The 17,118-nt window shown below is 53.1% G+C and carries 15 protein-coding genes, 2 tRNA genes and 3 rRNA genes; 10 read left to right on the forward strand and 10 right to left on the reverse strand.

Annotated features, from left to right (window positions below):
• The first annotated feature begins 516 nt into the window (after positions 1-516).
• The 6 genes from NF683_RS09055 to NF683_RS09080 all read left to right on the forward strand — a co-directional run bounded on the left by NF683_RS09055 (position 517) and on the right by NF683_RS09080 (position 6,323).
• A 16S ribosomal RNA gene (locus NF683_RS09055) occupies positions 517-2,051 on the forward strand.
• 87 nt (positions 2,052-2,138) lie between these two features.
• A tRNA-Ile gene (locus NF683_RS09060) sits at positions 2,139-2,215 on the forward strand.
• Between the two features lie 111 nt (positions 2,216-2,326).
• Positions 2,327-2,402 (forward strand) — tRNA-Ala (locus NF683_RS09065).
• A 227-nt stretch (positions 2,403-2,629) separates the two neighbouring features.
• Positions 2,630-5,523 (forward strand): 23S ribosomal RNA (locus NF683_RS09070).
• A 128-nt stretch (positions 5,524-5,651) separates the two neighbouring features.
• Positions 5,652-5,767, forward strand: a 5S ribosomal RNA gene (gene rrf, locus NF683_RS09075).
• The 16S, 23S and 5S rRNA genes sit together here with 2 tRNA genes alongside, the layout of an rRNA operon.
• Positions 5,768-6,134: 367 nt before the next feature.
• Positions 6,135-6,323 carry a hypothetical protein gene (locus NF683_RS09080; RefSeq protein WP_089039355.1) on the forward strand — a complete coding sequence of 63 codons (189 nt, stop codon included), beginning with the start codon at positions 6,135-6,137 and terminating at the stop codon, positions 6,321-6,323.
• 102 nt (positions 6,324-6,425) lie between these two features.
• Here the strand turns inward: NF683_RS09080 and NF683_RS09085 are convergent, their stop codons facing one another.
• On the reverse strand, positions 6,426-7,271 hold the full coding sequence (locus tag NF683_RS09085; protein ID WP_089039354.1) for a Tim44 domain-containing protein: 846 nt from the start codon (positions 7,269-7,271) through the stop codon (positions 6,426-6,428).
• Positions 7,272-7,415: 144 nt separating this feature from the next.
• Here NF683_RS09085 and NF683_RS09090 point away from each other — a divergent pair, with 144 nt between their 5' ends.
• Positions 7,416-7,991 carry an isochorismatase family protein gene (locus NF683_RS09090; RefSeq protein WP_089039353.1) on the forward strand — a complete coding sequence of 192 codons (576 nt, stop codon included), beginning with the start codon at positions 7,416-7,418 and terminating at the stop codon, positions 7,989-7,991.
• A 9-nt stretch (positions 7,992-8,000) separates the two neighbouring features.
• Here NF683_RS09090 and yaaA read toward each other — a convergent pair whose 3' ends face one another.
• Together yaaA and NF683_RS09100 are read right to left on the reverse strand one after the other, a co-directional pair.
• Positions 8,001-8,783, reverse strand: a complete 783-nt coding sequence (yaaA, locus tag NF683_RS09095) for a peroxide stress protein YaaA (protein ID WP_089039352.1) — start codon at positions 8,781-8,783, stop codon at positions 8,001-8,003.
• A 128-nt stretch (positions 8,784-8,911) separates the two neighbouring features.
• Entirely contained in the window at positions 8,912-9,943 is a 1,032-nt protein-coding gene (locus NF683_RS09100) for an NADP(H)-dependent aldo-keto reductase (protein WP_193061733.1), read from the reverse strand.
• Between the two features lie 251 nt (positions 9,944-10,194).
• Here NF683_RS09100 and NF683_RS09105 point away from each other — a divergent pair, with 251 nt between their 5' ends.
• Positions 10,195-10,689, forward strand: a complete 495-nt coding sequence (locus NF683_RS09105; RefSeq protein WP_089039350.1) for a tetratricopeptide repeat protein — start codon at positions 10,195-10,197, stop codon at positions 10,687-10,689.
• A gap of 48 nt (positions 10,690-10,737) precedes the next feature.
• Positions 10,738-11,250 carry a hypothetical protein gene (locus NF683_RS09110; protein ID WP_089039349.1) on the forward strand — a complete coding sequence of 171 codons (513 nt, stop codon included), beginning with the start codon at positions 10,738-10,740 and terminating at the stop codon, positions 11,248-11,250.
• A gap of 92 nt (positions 11,251-11,342) precedes the next feature.
• Here NF683_RS09110 and NF683_RS09115 read toward each other — a convergent pair whose 3' ends face one another.
• The 6 genes from NF683_RS09115 to NF683_RS09140 all read right to left on the reverse strand — a co-directional run bounded on the left by NF683_RS09115 (position 11,343) and on the right by NF683_RS09140 (position 14,640).
• Positions 11,343-11,894 (reverse strand): LOG family protein, encoded by a 552-nt coding sequence (locus NF683_RS09115; RefSeq protein WP_038480803.1) that lies wholly within the window; start codon positions 11,892-11,894, stop codon positions 11,343-11,345.
• Positions 11,895-11,963: 69 nt separating this feature from the next.
• Positions 11,964-12,485, reverse strand: coding sequence for a DUF501 domain-containing protein (locus NF683_RS09120; protein WP_089039348.1), 522 nt, complete (start codon positions 12,483-12,485; stop codon positions 11,964-11,966).
• A gap of 12 nt (positions 12,486-12,497) precedes the next feature.
• Positions 12,498-12,800: a hypothetical protein gene (locus tag NF683_RS09125; RefSeq protein WP_089039347.1), complete on the reverse strand. Its 303-nt coding sequence runs from the start codon at positions 12,798-12,800 to the stop codon at positions 12,498-12,500.
• Between the two features lie 39 nt (positions 12,801-12,839).
• The gene (locus NF683_RS09130) at positions 12,840-13,247 is read right to left on the reverse strand and encodes an acyl-CoA thioesterase (protein ID WP_038480812.1); all 408 of its coding nucleotides are present in this window, start codon (positions 13,245-13,247) and stop codon (positions 12,840-12,842) included.
• Positions 13,248-13,311: 64 nt separating this feature from the next.
• Positions 13,312-14,118, reverse strand: coding sequence for a hypothetical protein (locus tag NF683_RS09135; protein ID WP_193061730.1), 807 nt, complete (start codon positions 14,116-14,118; stop codon positions 13,312-13,314).
• A gap of 90 nt (positions 14,119-14,208) precedes the next feature.
• Positions 14,209-14,640, reverse strand: coding sequence for a hypothetical protein (locus NF683_RS09140; protein ID WP_089039345.1), 432 nt, complete (start codon positions 14,638-14,640; stop codon positions 14,209-14,211).
• Between the two features lie 39 nt (positions 14,641-14,679).
• Between NF683_RS09140 and NF683_RS09145 the strand changes: the two genes are divergently transcribed.
• The gene (locus tag NF683_RS09145; RefSeq protein WP_253921784.1) at positions 14,680-15,843 is read left to right on the forward strand and encodes a MalY/PatB family protein; all 1,164 of its coding nucleotides are present in this window, start codon (positions 14,680-14,682) and stop codon (positions 15,841-15,843) included.
• 21 nt (positions 15,844-15,864) lie between these two features.
• On the opposite strand, the gene NF683_RS09150 is transcribed toward NF683_RS09145, so the two are convergent.
• Positions 15,865-16,809, reverse strand: coding sequence for a co-chaperone YbbN (locus NF683_RS09150; protein ID WP_089039343.1), 945 nt, complete (start codon positions 16,807-16,809; stop codon positions 15,865-15,867).
• Positions 16,810-17,118: the final 309 nt, after the last annotated feature.

Raw genomic sequence — 17,118 nt, forward strand, 5'->3', positions numbered from 1 at the left:
CCAAAACGGCAGCGAATCCGTAAAGTACGCATCCGCTGCCGGGGACGCACAGCGTTACCAGCGGTGATTGAAGGTGAAAACCTTCGGTTTGTCAGAGGGTTAGAAGAACTCAGCAGCAACATGCTTCGATGTCTTCCAGCGCTTTTTGAAACGAGCCACGCCAGAAAGCAACGTTATCTCGCTTTCTTCGCTCACTCGCTTCACTCACTTAAAACAGTGATTGACAAACACCAGGAAATGCGTAGAATACGCCTTCCTCGCTGAGGCAAGCCAGTTCATCGGTTGGCCAGTTACTTCTTCGGAAGTTCAGCAGCGAAAACAGCTCTTTAACAATTTGATCAGGTAATTCATGTGGGCGCTTGCCGATGAGGGTGATAAATCACCAAATATCAAGGCAAGCGGTCATGAGAACGAAAGTTTGAATGAATTCGTTTGAACCTTGAGCCAAGTTTGATGCGCTTTTGTTGTTCGTAAACATCACGTTTTCGAGTGACGAGTAAGTATCACAATGATTTTAAACTGAAGAGTTTGATCATGGCTCAGATTGAACGCTGGCGGCAGGCCTAACACATGCAAGTCGAGCGGTAACAGGGGTAGCTTGCTACCCGCTGACGAGCGGCGGACGGGTGAGTAATGCATAGGAATCTGCCCGATAGTGGGGGATAACCTGGGGAAACCCAGGCTAATACCGCATACGTCCTACGGGAGAAAGGGGGCTTCGGCTCTCGCTATTGGATGAGCCTATGTCGGATTAGCTAGTTGGTGAGGTAATGGCTCACCAAGGCAACGATCCGTAGCTGGTCTGAGAGGATGATCAGCCACATCGGGACTGAGACACGGCCCGAACTCCTACGGGAGGCAGCAGTGGGGAATATTGGACAATGGGCGAAAGCCTGATCCAGCCATGCCGCGTGTGTGAAGAAGGCCCTCGGGTTGTAAAGCACTTTCAGCGAGGAAGAACGCCTAGTGGTTAATACCCATTAGGAAAGACATCACTCGCAGAAGAAGCACCGGCTAACTCCGTGCCAGCAGCCGCGGTAATACGGAGGGTGCAAGCGTTAATCGGAATTACTGGGCGTAAAGCGCGCGTAGGTGGCTTGATAAGCCGGTTGTGAAAGCCCCGGGCTCAACCTGGGAACGGCATCCGGAACTGTCAAGCTAGAGTGCAGGAGAGGAAGGTAGAATTCCCGGTGTAGCGGTGAAATGCGTAGAGATCGGGAGGAATACCAGTGGCGAAGGCGGCCTTCTGGACTGACACTGACACTGAGGTGCGAAAGCGTGGGTAGCAAACAGGATTAGATACCCTGGTAGTCCACGCCGTAAACGATGTCGACCAGCCGTTGGGTGCCTAGCGCACTTTGTGGCGAAGTTAACGCGATAAGTCGACCGCCTGGGGAGTACGGCCGCAAGGTTAAAACTCAAATGAATTGACGGGGGCCCGCACAAGCGGTGGAGCATGTGGTTTAATTCGATGCAACGCGAAGAACCTTACCTACTCTTGACATCCTGCGAACTTGTGAGAGATCACTTGGTGCCTTCGGGAACGCAGAGACAGGTGCTGCATGGCTGTCGTCAGCTCGTGTTGTGAAATGTTGGGTTAAGTCCCGTAACGAGCGCAACCCTTGTCCTTATTTGCCAGCGGGTAATGCCGGGAACTCTAAGGAGACTGCCGGTGACAAACCGGAGGAAGGTGGGGACGACGTCAAGTCATCATGGCCCTTACGAGTAGGGCTACACACGTGCTACAATGGCCGGTACAAAGGGTTGCGAGCTCGCGAGAGTCAGCTAATCCCGAAAAGCCGGTCTCAGTCCGGATCGGAGTCTGCAACTCGACTCCGTGAAGTCGGAATCGCTAGTAATCGTGAATCAGAATGTCACGGTGAATACGTTCCCGGGCCTTGTACACACCGCCCGTCACACCATGGGAGTGGACTGCACCAGAAGTGGTTAGCTTAACCTTCGGGAAAGCGATCACCACGGTGTGGTTCATGACTGGGGTGAAGTCGTAACAAGGTAGCCGTAGGGGAACCTGCGGCTGGATCACCTCCTTAAACGATGCATCATCCCTCGCGGTAAGCGCTCACAATGAATTACCTGATCAGATAATAGAGCAAACGGTTTAAGCACGATCCCCTCTTGGGTCTGTAGCTCAGTTGGTTAGAGCGCACCCCTGATAAGGGTGAGGTCGGCAGTTCAAGTCTGCCCAGACCCACCAAATTCCTGTGATACTGCGTTAAAATGCTCCTCGTATAGCAGGCTATACGTCGTTGCATTTTGCCTTGTCTCACAGAAATTAATGGCAAGAGGTTAGGTCAGCAAAAAAAATGGGGCCATAGCTCAGCTGGGAGAGCGCCTGCCTTGCACGCAGGAGGTCAGCGGTTCGATCCCGCTTGGCTCCACCATTATGTTGTATTTTACCAACCGTTTGTTGATGTTTTGTGACCATTGATAAGTCAAACGCTGAGACTGCGTTGCCTTATCACTGTTCATCGAACAGTCGCTCTTTAACAATGTATATCATGCTGACATAAACGTTTTAAAACGTTTATACGTAATTGTTTTGTGATACGTCTCAAGCGTATCCGGCAATCGTTATCATTGCGAGATACCAGACTCCTTCGGGTTATAGGGTCAAGCAATGAAGCGCACACGGTGGATGCCTAGGCAGCCAGAGGCGATGAAAGACGTGGAAGCCTGCGATAAGGCTCGGCGAGGTGGCAAACAACCTGTGACCCGGGCATTTCTGAATGGGGAAACCCACTCATCATAAGATGAGTATCTTGCGCTGAATATATAGGCGTAAGAGGCGAACCAGGGGAACTGAAACATCTAAGTACCCTGAGGAAAAGAAATCAACCGAGATTCCCCTAGTAGCGGCGAGCGAACGGGGACCAGCCCTTAAGCATGTGACTGATTAGGCGAATGCGCTGGGAAGCGCGGCCATAGTGGGTGATAGCCCCGTAGTCGAAAATCTGATCATGTGAAATCGAGTAGGTCGGGGCACGAGAAACCTTGACTGAAGACGGGGGGACCATCCTCCAAGGCTAAATACTCCTGGCTGACCGATAGTGAACCAGTACCGTGAGGGAAAGGCGAAAAGAACCCCGGAGAGGGGAGTGAAATAGATCCTGAAACCGTGTGCGTACAAGCAGTAGGAGCAGACTTGTTCTGTGACTGCGTACCTTTTGTATAATGGGTCAGCGACTTATATTCAGTGGCGAGGTTAACCGTTTAGGGGAGCCGTAGGGAAACCGAGTCTTAACTGGGCGACACAGTCGCTGGATATAGACCCGAAACCGAGCGATCTATCCATGAGCAGGGTGAAGGTTGAGTAACATCAACTGGAGGCCCGAACCAGGATCTGTTGAAAAAGATTTGGATGACTTGTGGATCGGAGTGAAAGGCTAATCAAGCTCGGAGATAGCTGGTTCTCCTCGAAAGCTATTTAGGTAGCGCCTCACGTATCACCGCCGGGGGTAGAGCACTGTTTCGGCTAGGGGGTCATCCCGACTTACCAACCCGAGGCAAACTCCGAATACCGGTGAGTGCAAGCGTGGGAGACACACGGCGGGTGCTAACGTCCGTCGTGAAAAGGGAAACAACCCAGACCGTCAGCTAAGGTCCCGAAATCCTGGTTAAGTGGGAAACGATGTGGGAAGGCTCAGACAGCTAGGAGGTTGGCTTAGAAGCAGCCATCCTTTAAAGAAAGCGTAATAGCTCACTAGTCGAGTCGGCCTGCGCGGAAGATGTAACGGGGCTAAACCAGGTACCGAAGCTACGGGTTCACACTTAGGTGTGAGCGGTAGAGGAGCGTCGTGTAAGCCAATGAAGGTGGATTGAGAAGTCTGCTGGAGGTATCACGAGTGCGAATGCTGACATGAGTAACGATAAAGGGAGTGAAAAACTCCCTCGCCGGAAGACCAAGGGTTTCTGTTCGACGCTAATCGGAGCAGAGTGAGTCGGCCCCTAAGGCGAGGCCGAAAGGCGTAGTCGATGGGAAACAGGTCAATATTCCTGTACCGGACATGATTGCGATGGGGGGACGGAGAAGGCTAGGTGAGCCAGGCGTTGGTTGTCCTGGTGAAAGTGAGTAGGCTTGGGTCTTAGGTAAATCCGGGACCCTTTAAGGCCGAGACACGAAACGAACTGACTACGGTCAGGAAGTCATTGATGCCACGCTTCCAGGAAAAGCCTCTAAGCTTCAGATCATGTGCGACCGTACCCCAAACCGACACAGGTGGTCAGGGTGAGAATCCCAAGGCGCTTGAGAGAACTCGGGTGAAGGAACTAGGCAAAATGGTGCCGTAACTTCGGGAGAAGGCACGCCGGCGTAGGGTGACGAGACTTGCTCTCTAAGCCCGAACCGGTCGAAGATACCAGGTGGCTGCAACTGTTTAGTAAAAACACAGCACTCTGCTAACGCGCAAGCGGACGTATAGGGTGTGACGCCTGCCCGGTGCCGGAAGGTTAAATGATGGTGTTAGGATTCGTCCGAAGCTCTTGATTGAAGCCCCGGTAAACGGCGGCCGTAACTATAACGGTCCTAAGGTAGCGAAATTCCTTGTCGGGTAAGTTCCGACCTGCACGAATGGCGTAATGATGGCCACGCTGTCTCCACCCGAGACTCAGTGAAATTGAAATCGCCGTGAAGATGCGGTGTACCCGCGGCTAGACGGAAAGACCCCGTGAACCTTTACTATAGCTTCACACTGGACGCTGATGTTGCCTGTGTAGGATAGCTGGGAGGCTTTGAATCTCGGACGCCAGTTCGAGGGGAGCCAACCTTGAAATACCAGCCTGGCATCATTGGCGTTCTCACTCAGGTCCGTTATCCGGATCGAGGACAGTGTGTGGTGGGTAGTTTGACTGGGGCGGTCTCCTCCCAAAGAGTAACGGAGGAGCACGAAGGTACCCTCAGCACGGTCGGACATCGTGCAGTGAGTGCAAGAGCATAAGGGTGCTTGACTGCGAGACAGACACGTCGAGCAGGTGCGAAAGCAGGTTCTAGTGATCCGGTGGTTCTGTATGGAAGGGCCATCGCTCAACGGATAAAAGGTACTCCGGGGATAACAGGCTGATACCGCCCAAGAGTTCACATCGACGGCGGTGTTTGGCACCTCGATGTCGGCTCATCACATCCTGGGGCTGAAGTCGGTCCCAAGGGTATGGCTGTTCGCCATTTAAAGTGGTACGCGAGCTGGGTTTAGAACGTCGTGAGACAGTTCGGTCCCTATCTGCCGTGGGCGTTGGATGTTTGAGAAGGGCTGCTCCTAGTACGAGAGGACCGGAGTGGACGCACCTCTGGTGTTCCGGTTGTCACGCCAGTGGCATTGCCGGGTAGCTATGTGCGGACGGGATAACCGCTGAAAGCATCTAAGCGGGAAGCCCCCTTCAAGATGAGACATCCCTGAGGCCTAGAGCCTCCTGAAGGGCCCAGCGAGACCAGCTGGTTGATAGGCACGGTGTGGAAGCGCTGCAAGGCGTTGAGCTAACGTGTACTAATGGCCCGTGAGGCTTGACCCTATAACACCCAAGGGGTCTGGTCGCAGTGATAATGAAAACCGGATACGCGCTTCCTGTCAGTGGCAGGAAACAAGAGACGCCACAAAACATCGATTACATGTTCAGCATGATATACATGACCAGTTACGCCTGACGACCATAGCACGCGTGAACCACCTGATCCCATGCCGAACTCAGAAGTGAAACCGCTTAGCGCCGATGGTAGTGTGGGGTCTCCCCATGCGAGAGTAGGTCATCGTCAGGCACTTATTTAACAAAGAACCCAGCCCATCGGCTGGGTTTTTTGTTTGCGCGGAAGAAAATCAATTAGAGATGTTCCCAAGTCTCCGCACCGTCATTCCCGAGCCACCGCACTGTCATTCCCGAGTGGGGTTATCGGGAATCCACCTTGACCTGTAGCAGCCCGAAACCCCAAGTCAACATGGATTCCCGCTAAGGGCCTGCGGGAATGACGAGGGCGGCGCGGAGAAGTGCATAGAGCTTCCTTAAAGCAACCGTTTAAATAAATTAAATAACAGGGAGTTACTGGTCCGTGGTGGCGGAAGCGCTGCCTAGCAACTAGTATGAGCGGGTACCTATCATTCAAGCAGCATCTCAGGAGGAGAAGCGATATGAGTACCCCGTTGATGAAGAAGCTTGCGGTTGCGCTACTGATGGCCATGATGATGGGCGGCCTAGCTGCCTGTGATAATCAGGGCCCTGCTGAAGAAGCAGGTGAAAATATTGATGAGAGCATGGAAGATGCGGGCGAAAGCCTAGAAGAGATGGGCGAGAATATCGAAGAGTCTGCTAAGGAGTAAGCGAGCGCCTCTTCACCGTGTATTGATACGTATCGATACAAAAACAGCCGCTAAGAAGCGGCTGTTTTGCGTTCTAAGGCAGTCATGCTAACTGATCAGGGGCTATGAACCCGGATTTTGCTCAATACCCTGTAGGTACCAGGGCGCTTGATCGCGCAGACTGCGAGTCAGGTGCCATGTTTCGTTGAACTCGGTTTGCTCGCCGTTCTCTTCCAAAATGCCGTGGAAAATAACGCTGGCTTCGGCATAGCCATCGTACTCATTGATATCGCCTAGTTCAGCAAACAGACGTACCACCTCGGTACGATTATTGGCAGGCTGCTCGGCACGCTCTTTACGTAGCAAGTTGTAAAATTCTGGCGTTACATACTCTTGAATCTGGGGCAGATCATTATTGTCCCAGGCACGTTGCAGCGTCATAAAGTGCTCTTTGGCACCGCCCAAAAAGCGCTCTTTATCGAACCAAGCAGGCGTGCTCTGTAAGCTGCTCGCCAAACTGCCAGGTGCTGCGGTGAAGCTGCTCGGTGTGTGCTGAGTCTCCTGGCGTTCACGCTGATAGCCTGCCACCGTGGCTGATGCTGGGCGTCGCTGTCGCATAAAGGCACGGAAAGCGAAGATTGCTAAGGCAACAATTCCAGCCATTAGCAATATGTCCATAAGGCGTAGCTCATCAAAGGCGCCGCCGAAGAAAAGCGCTGCTAGTAAGCCTCCGGCCAGCAGGCCTCCCACCATGCCGCCCATACCACCACGACGAGCGGCAGTAGCTTGGCCTTGTTGCTGAGTGCTCTGAGCTTGTTGTTGTGCCGGAGTGCTGGCGGGCTTATCCGCCGAGCGAGAAACACTACCCATACTGCTACCACCGCCTAAGCGTCGTGCTTCGGCATAATCAACGGCGGCACTTATGCCTATAACGCTGACCAGGAACATGGCAAAAAACTGTCGTAACATTCTGATTCTCCATGAGAGATGCAGTAATTAAGGTTATCCACCTCGGGAGAGGCGTGTAGGAAATAAGCAGTGACAAGTTTACCGTGTAAGTGGGGAAACGGGTTAAGGTGTTGTTGTGTATAACGACAAAAAGAGGGTGAAAACGTGCGCTTACATCAAGCTCAAAGTTTGTTACTAATTGTCGACTTTCAAGCGGGACTTTTGCCCGTGATTGATGGAGGCGAATCAGCGATTGAAGAGGCTACCTGGTTGGCTGGTGTTGCTAATGCAGTAAAAGTACCTGTTTGGCTAACGGAACAGTATCCAGAGAGGCTCGGTGGTACTGCCCCTGCGTTATTAAATGCACTAGGCGATCATCGCATTTGGCAAAAGCATCATTTCAGCGCAATGGAAGAGACAGCGTTTGCTGAAGCGCTTGCAGAACAGGGGCGTAAACAAGTGATCATTTGCGGCACAGAAGCTCATATCTGCGTTTTGCAAAGTGCGCTTGGCTTGTTAGAGGCGGGGTATCAAGTGTTTTGGCTGAGCGAAGCGACGGCGAGCCGTCGCAGTGATGAGGCCCGCCTTGCTAGGGAGCGCGCTTGTGCTAACGGAGCAGTGGCGGTGACAGCAGACATGGTTGCCTATGAATGGCTATATCGCTGTGATACGCCACTGTTCAAAGATGTCCACCAACGCTTTCTAAAGCCGCGCTCGCCGCGCGCTGTGACTTTTTTCTAATGAGCGCGTTCATGGACGAGCATTTTCGTTACGGGTGAACACTAACGTGTCTCCTTGAGAGGCCGCAGGATCAAACCGATACCCAGCCACGTCAAAAGCAGTGAGTTGCTCGGGATCGTTGATTTGTTGCTGGATAATCCATGCGCTCATCAAGCCGCGGGCTTTTTTTGCATAAAAACTAATGATTTTGAAAGAGCCGTTTTTCTCGTCTTTGAAAACGGGGGTGATGACCCGAGCGCCTAGCTTCTTCGTATCGATCGCCTTGAAGTATTCGTTAGATGCAAGGTTGACCAGTACGTTTGAGCCACTTTCTTCAATGGCGCTATTAAGTGCTTGCGTTAACGTTGGTTTCCAATAGGCGTAAAGGTCCTTGCCAGCGTCATTGGGTAGTTTAGTGCCCATCTCCAGCCGGTAGGCCTGGATCAGGTCCAGCGGACGCAGCAAGCCGTATAGCCCCGATAGAATACGTAGATGTTGCTGGGCAAACAGGTTGTCGTCATCGCTAAAGGTGTTGGCTTCCAACCCTGTGTAGACATCTCCTTGGAAAGCCTGAACCGCTGGCTTGGCATTATCCAAGGTGAACGGTGGTTGCCAGTCAGCGAAGCGGGCAGCGTTAAGGCCCGCCAATTTATCGCTGATGCCCATTAGATCGCTGAGTTGTTGTGGTGAATAATCGCGCAGAATCTCAATTAATGGTTTGCTATGGTCGAGAAAGTTGGGCTGAGTGACTTTATCGGTTGTTGAGGGTGTTTCAAAGTCTAGCGTTTTGGCGGGGGAAATAACGCTCAGCATGGCGTGCTCCTTATGCCGTGACAGAAAAGAGGAAGAAGTAACTGATGCGATTATACCAAGCCTCAGCAATGGCCGAGGCTATCGGTTTGATAGTGAAAACGTGAAAACGTGAAAACGTGAAAACGTGATTAGGGGCAGGGGTTAGGCATCCGACGATGGATGTCGTCGATCGCGGTGAGCACTTCTTCATCCAGCTTAAGGCTCTCGCTGTCGAGGTTGCTTTCAAGCTGATCCATCGTGGTGGCGCCAATAATATTGCTGGTCAGGAAACGGCGAGAGTTCACAAATGCCAGCGCCATTTGGGCAGGATCCAAGTCATGCTCCCTGGCCAGTTGAACGTACGCCTGTGTTGCCGCTTCTGCTTCTGGCGAGGTATAGCGTTTAAACCGCTCATAGAGCGTCAAGCGCCCTTTCGGCGGCTGTGCACCATCAAGGTACTTACCCGACAGCACACCAAAGCCCAGCGGCGAGTAAGCGAGTAAGCCCACGTCTTCACGGTGAGCTATCTCAGCGAGACCGACTTCAAACGAACGGTTAAGCAAGTTATAGGGATTTTGAATAGACGCTACCCGTGGCAGCCCCAACTGCTCAGATAACTGCAGCATGCGCATAACTCCCCACGGCGTTTCATTAGAAAGGCCTATGGCGCGTACTTTTCCGGCATCAACAAGTTCTTTTAGTGCTGACAGTGTTTCTTCTAGCGGCGTTGCGTCTTCTTGCTCTTCATGGGCATAACCCAGTTGGCCAAAAAAGTTGGTTTTGCGATCTGGCCAGTGCAATTGATAGAGATCGATATAGTCAGTGTTGAGCCGTGCAAGGCTGGTTTCAACAGCCTGGTGTAGATGGTCGCGAGTCATTCTTGGACCACCACGAATATGGTCTAAGCCAGGGCCTGCGGCTTTGGTGGCAATAATGACATCATCTCTGGCACTACGGGCTTTCAGCCAACTGCCAATATAAGACTCTGTAAGCCCTTGCGTTTCAGCCTTTGGTGGAACCGGATACATTTCAGCGGTGTCAATAAAGTTGATGCCAAAAGCGACTGCGCGATCAAGCTGCTCGTGGGCTTCTGCTTCACTATTTTGTTCGCCGAAGGTCATGGTGCCTAAACAAAGTCGGCTGACCTCCATCCCGGTTCTACCCAGTGGGCGCGTTTGCATTATCGTCTCCTCAATGAAGCGAAATTGCCTCAGGATATTCGGTGATAAACGCCGCTAATAACGGCGCGTGAGAGGCATGTTAGCGAGGCGCTACAAAAGCAGCAAATCAATAGGGTTGAGTAAGCGCAAAGGCAAGCGTATGCTTGCCAGCCCATCGACCAGCCTAGCGCTGGTTAATCGTATGGTTAGCGGTCAAATCGCAGGAACGATGGCTAGCCGAAGATCTCAACAGATAGGCAGGGTGGTTTGCCATGCCGCAGGCATCAACTTTGTTTACCCGGTTAGAGTTTCGCCTAGCCGAACAGCTGTTTCATACTCGCTGGTTATTGCCGCGTTCGCCGCGCACCCAACGTTTGACGATGCGCTTGTTTAAACGCTGTGCAGAAGCGGGGCATCCGGACGCACAGTCGATCTACGGTCACATGCTGTTTCATCGCAGCCTGTCACCGCAGGATAAGGCGCGTGGCGCGCGTTATGTATTAGAGGCGGCTCAGGCTGGCGATATAAGATCACAGTATCAAGCAGCGCAAATTCATGAGCATGGCTGTGTTCAGTATCCGCGGCGCGAGGATTACGCGGTGACGTGGTATGCCCGAGCTGCCCAGTCAGGCCATTATTTAGCCGCAGAGCGACTAGCGCGCGCTTATCGGTTAGGTGAGCTAGGCTTGGCAGTAGACGGCGAGCAAGCGGCCTATTGGCAACGCTTGGCTGATCGTCAGTCAGCGACGGAAATGGCGGCAGCCTAGAAGATAAGTCAGTGGTTTGGCCGCTGAGATCAGTGAATGAGGAAATCAGTGTCCGAGACGCTACCGACAGTGCTAGATATTGAAGCGTCAGGATTTGGGCGCGGCAGCTATCCTATTGAAGTTGGCATTGCTCGTGCCGACGGTAGCTGCTGCGCGTTTCTCATTCAGCCGTTGGAAGAGTGGACGCATTGGGACTCCAAAGCTGAACTTTTGCACGGAATTTCCCGAGCTCGCTTACAGCGAGAAGGCCACCCTGTGCGCCAAGTGGCACAGTGGTTAAACGACGAACTGCGTGAGATAGGCAAAGCCTATAGTGATAGTTGGGGATACGATAACACCTGGTTGTCGCTGCTGTTTCACCATGCGGGAATGCTGCCGCGCTTTCGTTTAGAAGCATTACGGATTTTGCTCAGCGAAGAGCAGCAAGCATTGTGGAGTAACACAAAGGAAGCTGTCATCGCTGAACGTGGTATACACCGTCATCGCGCGGGCGAAGATGCTCGTCTGTTACAGCTCACTTATCAGCGTACCTTTATGCTAACTGAAGGCAATAAGCGCTGATGCAGGTAGCGTTCTTAGACGGGTCTTAAGTACGGGATTTAAACGCTGCCCTTAAGTGCTTGCCTTTACTATATCTCTTTAATACAGCCGGTTTACGCTGAATCAAGCTGTGTTTCTAATGCAGCCAGTAGTTGGTTGGGCGTGGGCGCATCCATCAACATATCGCGTGTTGTTTGGGCCAAAAAACCGTGGCTGACGGTACTATCCAAAAAGGTAAGCAGTGGAGCATAAAAGCCATCGGTGTCGAGTAGACCCATGGGTTTTTCGTGAAGCCCTAAATAGCCCCAGGTCCAGATTTCAAACAGCTCTTCAAAGGTGCCTATGCCGCCAGGCAGGGCAATAAAGGCGTCAGCATTGGCGGCCATGGTGGCTTTGCGTTCGTGCATATTTGGCACGCGTATAAGCTCAGTCAAGCCAAAGTGTGCCTGCTCGCGCTCAACAAGGTGATCTGGCATCACGCCAATCACTTTGCCGCCTGCATCCAGCGTCGCATTGGCGAGTGCCCCCATTAAACCAATACGTGCACCGCCATAAACAAGCGTGTGCCCGCGGTCGGCAATGGCGGTGCCAAGCGTGTTGGCGGCTTGGCGAAAAGCGGGTGTGTTCCCTTCACGCGAGCCGAGATATACACAAATTCGTGCCATGGTAAGCGTCCTTATGACAGATCAGCTGCTTATAAATGAGCGGTGAGTTATCAAGCCATGAATGTGCCGTTAGCTTAGGCAGCTCTGAACGTTATAGTGTTCATCCATCCATTGCCCGATCACGTTATTACCACATAAATGGTGGGCATACTGAGTGTGCAGGCAGCGTACCTGTTGCCAGTTGCTAATGCCGCCCACGCCGCGTTCGGTGAGAACATCGCTATAGCCAAGCTTAGCGACTTCATCGCGTTGGGCATCACTCATATACGCCCAGCGTGCTTTAACGTAATCGTGATGACTTTGTTGGTAAGCATCTAGAAATTCAGGTTCTTCCTGAAGGCGTTGTTCCAGCGACTTAATGACACCCACGGCTTCAATCCGTGAGATCTCAATTTTGAGCAGATCGGAGCATAGCCAGTAAAGGGTGGGAAACGGTTTGCCATCGACAATCGGCGCCATACGCAGCACCAGCGGAGTGCCGTGGGCATCGGTAGCCGCAACGGCTTCAATACCGCGGGGAGCACGCCCGAGCTGTTGAGTGATAATAGCTAGCTGGCGCTCATTGGGAACTTGGTCGGTACGAATTACCATTACGTTGGTATCTCACTGTCGGTCATCTTGAATAAACTTATTTGAGCGGCCAACAGCACGGAAGAAGCAGCGGTTCAACTGCTCGGGAGACGCCACATAGCACCATGTCCGCTCGCAGTACTCTGCGGCCCGCGCCATTAACACATCGTAAAGCCGATTGAACGGGGCATCATAATCGTAAGGATCTGCGCCGAACAAGCGGATATGCGGGTAGTCTGCAAAGCGCTCCATAAAATAGCGCTCAAGGTCGGCTTCAACGGCGCGGTGCTGCGCCGTATTATCCGGATCGATCCAAAGATTATAACGGATTGCCATGGGGATCTCCCAGCGCCCCGCCGAACGGAGGGGAGTGAATTAAGCCGGCGTTGGCGCGCTGTGTAAGTGTGCGGATAGCGCATCACGCAAATCACCTTCAATAGGTACCGCACGCTTTTCTTGATGGTCGTATTGCACCAGTATGGTATGCCCCACATTAGTCAGCGTGCCATGTTGGCGCGCCTCCTGAGTCACTGTAAACGAGCTGGTACCTAAACGTGTCAAATAGGTACGTAATTCGATGTCGTGGCCGTAGAACAGTTCAGCACGGTAATCGACTTCCATCCGCGCCATAATCAAACGCCACTGTTTAGGGTTGAGGTCTGGCGTAAATAGTTTGAATAAGTCGTTACGTGCCAACTCAAACCAAGCTGGCAGGCGGGTATTGTTAATATGGCCTAGCGCATCGGTGTCGTAAAAAGCTGGCTCAATCATACGGGTGAACATCAGGTCATCCTTATTGTTTATTAGCAATTCAGGTTAACCAGAATTACCCCTAGCGAGCGCTTGGTCAAGTGGCGCGACGTTGATACCAGGCAGAGAACTGCATCCAGCCAAGTAGCCACAGTGTGGCAGTTGCGAACCCCGCTAATGTTCCCCAGAAAAGACCTAACGTGCTGTAAGTCAAAGAAACGCATAGCGTATAACTCAGCAACGAGCCAAGCCCCATAGGGTAGTGTTTGATCACGGTTGCCGCTGGCGCGAACCCATAGTTTAGATGCAGAATGAGCAGAAAAGGCAGCATGGTGACTGGAAACGCCGCTAGTGTGCCCGCCCAAGCGGGTGGCAGCCAATGCGCGAGCCAGGTAATCACAAAAACGATGGCGGTGGCCAAGCATGCTCGCGCGGCAAGTGCGGGAAGCGAAAAGGCGCGACTGGCGGGACTTTTTACATCAGGAATACTGCGGAATAACAGGCTAAACACAGCGATAGCACAGAGTGTCAGCAGCGTGCCGCTAAGCCGCGTAAAATTGAATTGGGCAAGCACGGTGCTAACCGCGAACCACGCAATAAAACCGCCTGCTAAGCCGCCAGCGATGCCTTTGAATCCTGGTTGGCGACCTGCCACTAAATAGCCTGCGACTAACGCCATTGTTGCAGTGAAGCCTGCCAGTGTATGTACCGCGCTTTGAGTTGCAAACAGCGGGGAAATTTCTAAACCAATAAAAAACAGCGCTAACGCGGTTCCTAATGGGTAACCCGCCAGTAGCCCTGCTATACGAGGACTGGCACGCACCGCGATGGCACCAAGCCCGAGCACCATGCTAATCGAGAGGCCTAGTTTTGCCAGTTGCCAAGTGAGAGGAACCTCTATCATGCGGTGTTTTCCTTGCTGTTATCAAATCACAAAGTCGCGGGTGCGCAAGCGCGGTTAGTGACACACATCGTCAGTGGAAATTTTCGCTAGCTACACCAGACGTAGGCCTTGTTGGTCGCGCCAAGCAGCCTCTAAGGCATTTTCGAGCGGCACTTTTAAGTGGGACGGCAATGCATCATGGGCGGCGTGCAGCGAATCAAATGATCGGTTGCGCAGCCAGCAATAAGCCCAGGCGCAGGCCTCCGCATCACTTTGTGGGGTGGGGCGGGCAGGCATTTGGTTGAGCAAAAATACCGCGGTGCGAGGTGCCCAGAGTGGTATCTCGCCATGCTCTTCGCGGCTCCACTGCTCAAGTGTGGCACCGCTTGGCGTCTCATCGGGGGTGCCTAGTTTGGCGACCCGTGCCGTTTCAGCCAAAATGAGTGCCAGTTGGTCAGTATCGGCTTGGCCAAGTGAACGCCATTGCCGCAACAACGCCGATAGTCCCGCGCGCATCTTGGTATAAAAGTCATCTTGCGGCATGCTCAATAGTTACTCCCAAGAACATAAGTGAGATTAATTATGGCGTTTGATTTTGCCACGCCCGTCGAGCGACGCTCTCCAAAAGGGGATTATGCCTCGCAAAAATGGCATCGCTATGCTGCAAACGTACTGCCGTTGTGGGTGGCAGATATGGATTTTTGCTCACCGCCCGCCGTGATTGAGGCGCTACGTGCTCGGGTGGAGCACGGTGTCTATGGCTATGGTGAAGTGCCCGATACGTTAACCGAAACCCTCTGCCAGTGGGGCGCCCACCATTACGATTGGCCTATTCAGCCCGATTGGCAACAGTGGTTGCCTGGGGTTGTGCCCGCGTTGCACTTTGCGGCGATGGCGCTCACCAAGCCAGGTGAAGGGGTTCTGACGATTGCCCCGATTTATCCACCTTTTCTGGCCGTTGCAGAGCGCACAGGACGGCTGGCCCAGCAAGCGATGTTAGCTGAGCCGGCGTCCCCTGGCGAGCCTTGGCAATTGGATATTGACGCGTTAGAAGCCGCGATAACGCCGCAAACCCGTCTGCTGCTGTGGTGCCACCCGCATAATCCAACAGGGCGTGTATGGAGTGACCAAGAGCTTACCAAGTTGGCCGCGGTCGTTGAGCGGCATGATTTATGGGTGGTCTCTGATGAGTTGCACTGCGATTTGCTGCTAAACGAGGGAGCCCAACATCGCCCCCTGGCTGCCATGTTCCCGGAACTGGCTAAACGAACGATCACGCTGTGGGCGCCGTCAAAAACGTTCAACCTTGCGGGGCTGACCAGTGCCTGTGCCGTTATTCCTGATGCTACGCTGCGTAAGCGCTTTGCTGAGGCCACAAAAGGCTTTTTGCCGGATGGCAATGTACTGGGGCTGGTTGCTGCTGAAGCGGCTTATCGCGAAGGTGAGCCCTGGCGCCAAGCGCTGTTAGCGGTACTGCGTGATCACCGCGCTACGCTGCAGGCACGGGTAGCGTTATGGCCGGGAGTGACCATGAGCGAGCCGGAATCTACTTACCTTGCGTGGCTGGATATGCGCGAGGCGGGACTAAGCGATTCGCCCGCCAAAGCATTACTGGAACGGGCGGGCGTGGCACTTTCTGATGGGGCTGCGTTTGGCTGCCCTGGGTTCGTGCGGCTTAATTTTGGTACTACCGCTTCGCAACTGGAAGCGGCATTAGCAAGAATGGATAAGCTGCTGAAAGCCTGATCAGCACTGGCTTGTAACTAATTAATACAGCAGGGCAAATAGCTTGCGCCGATAGGTAACGGTTAGCGGATGGTCGGCACCCAGAGCGTCGAATACTTGCAATAAGGTTTTACGGGCCGCGTCGTCGTTATAGGCGCGGTCATCCTTCATCAAACCAAGCAACCCCTCAAGGCCTGTTTCGTATTGGCCATCGGCAACATGGCGCAGTGCACGCTGGTACCGCGCTTCACTGTCGTTGCGATCACCCAGCGCGGCGACTTCTTCTACAGAAAGGGCCTGCTCGCTAAATTCGATGCTGGCTCGCACACCGCGGGCAGGTGCCGCATCACGCTCTTCGGGGGGCAAGCTGTCGAGCACGCTGCGGGCATCATCTCCGCGCTTTTCAGCCACGAGTGCCCTTGCAAGGCCGATCTGGTAGGCGTAATGCTCTGGATACTGGCTAATCAAGGTTTGATAGATTTCGCGCGCGCCTGCTGCATCGCCCGCTGCTAATGCCTCTTCGGCTTGATCTTCTGGACTAGGCGGTGCATCACCTGGGGCTGGGAAGTAGCGGTTTAGCCACTCGCGCACTTCCTTTTCAGGTAATACGCCTTGGAAGCTATCGACCAAGCCGCCTTGGCTAACGAGCTTAACATCGGGGGCTGAGCGCACGCCTAACTGGCTAGCGATTTCCGGATTGGCTTCAATATCCAGCTTGCCAAGCAGGAAAGCACCCGCGTATTCGACAACTAACTTTTCCAACACCGATAGCAGAGCATTGCCACTGGCGTTTGAAGGTGAGTAGCAGCCCAGTAGCACTGGCACCTGCATCGATGCTTCGAGCACTTGCTGAATATTGCCAGCATTAAGCTCAATAATAACTTCTTCAGCTGTTACGGAAGGGCGAACTGTGCTCGCTTCTTCGTTGTCGATACTAGCGGGTTCCGTGGTCAACGGATTGCCGGTACGGGGGTCAATAATGGACATGGCTAAGCTCTGCATCGCTTGAAATGGATTACGTCATGATATGCAGGCAACCGGGTAAGGATTCAAGGAAACAGTGGTAAATAAAGTACCCATCACAAAAAGTGCTCCTCATGAATCGAAATCTGGGTCACTTGTCAGGCGTGTCGATAACGACCTCGACTGTTGCGTTTGCGACGTGTCGCTTAGTTTGCAAGATGGTTTTGTCGCTATTCGGCGTATTCGTGCCAAAATGCGACTTAAGAGTAATGCCACCCCGGCACGAGTGAGTGTTCACTGCAGTAATGGGAAACTAAGAAGCGCCAGCGCCAC

It is taken from the genome of Halomonas sp. MS1, from assembly GCF_024182575.1.
GTDB lineage: Bacteria > Pseudomonadota > Gammaproteobacteria > Pseudomonadales > Halomonadaceae > Vreelandella.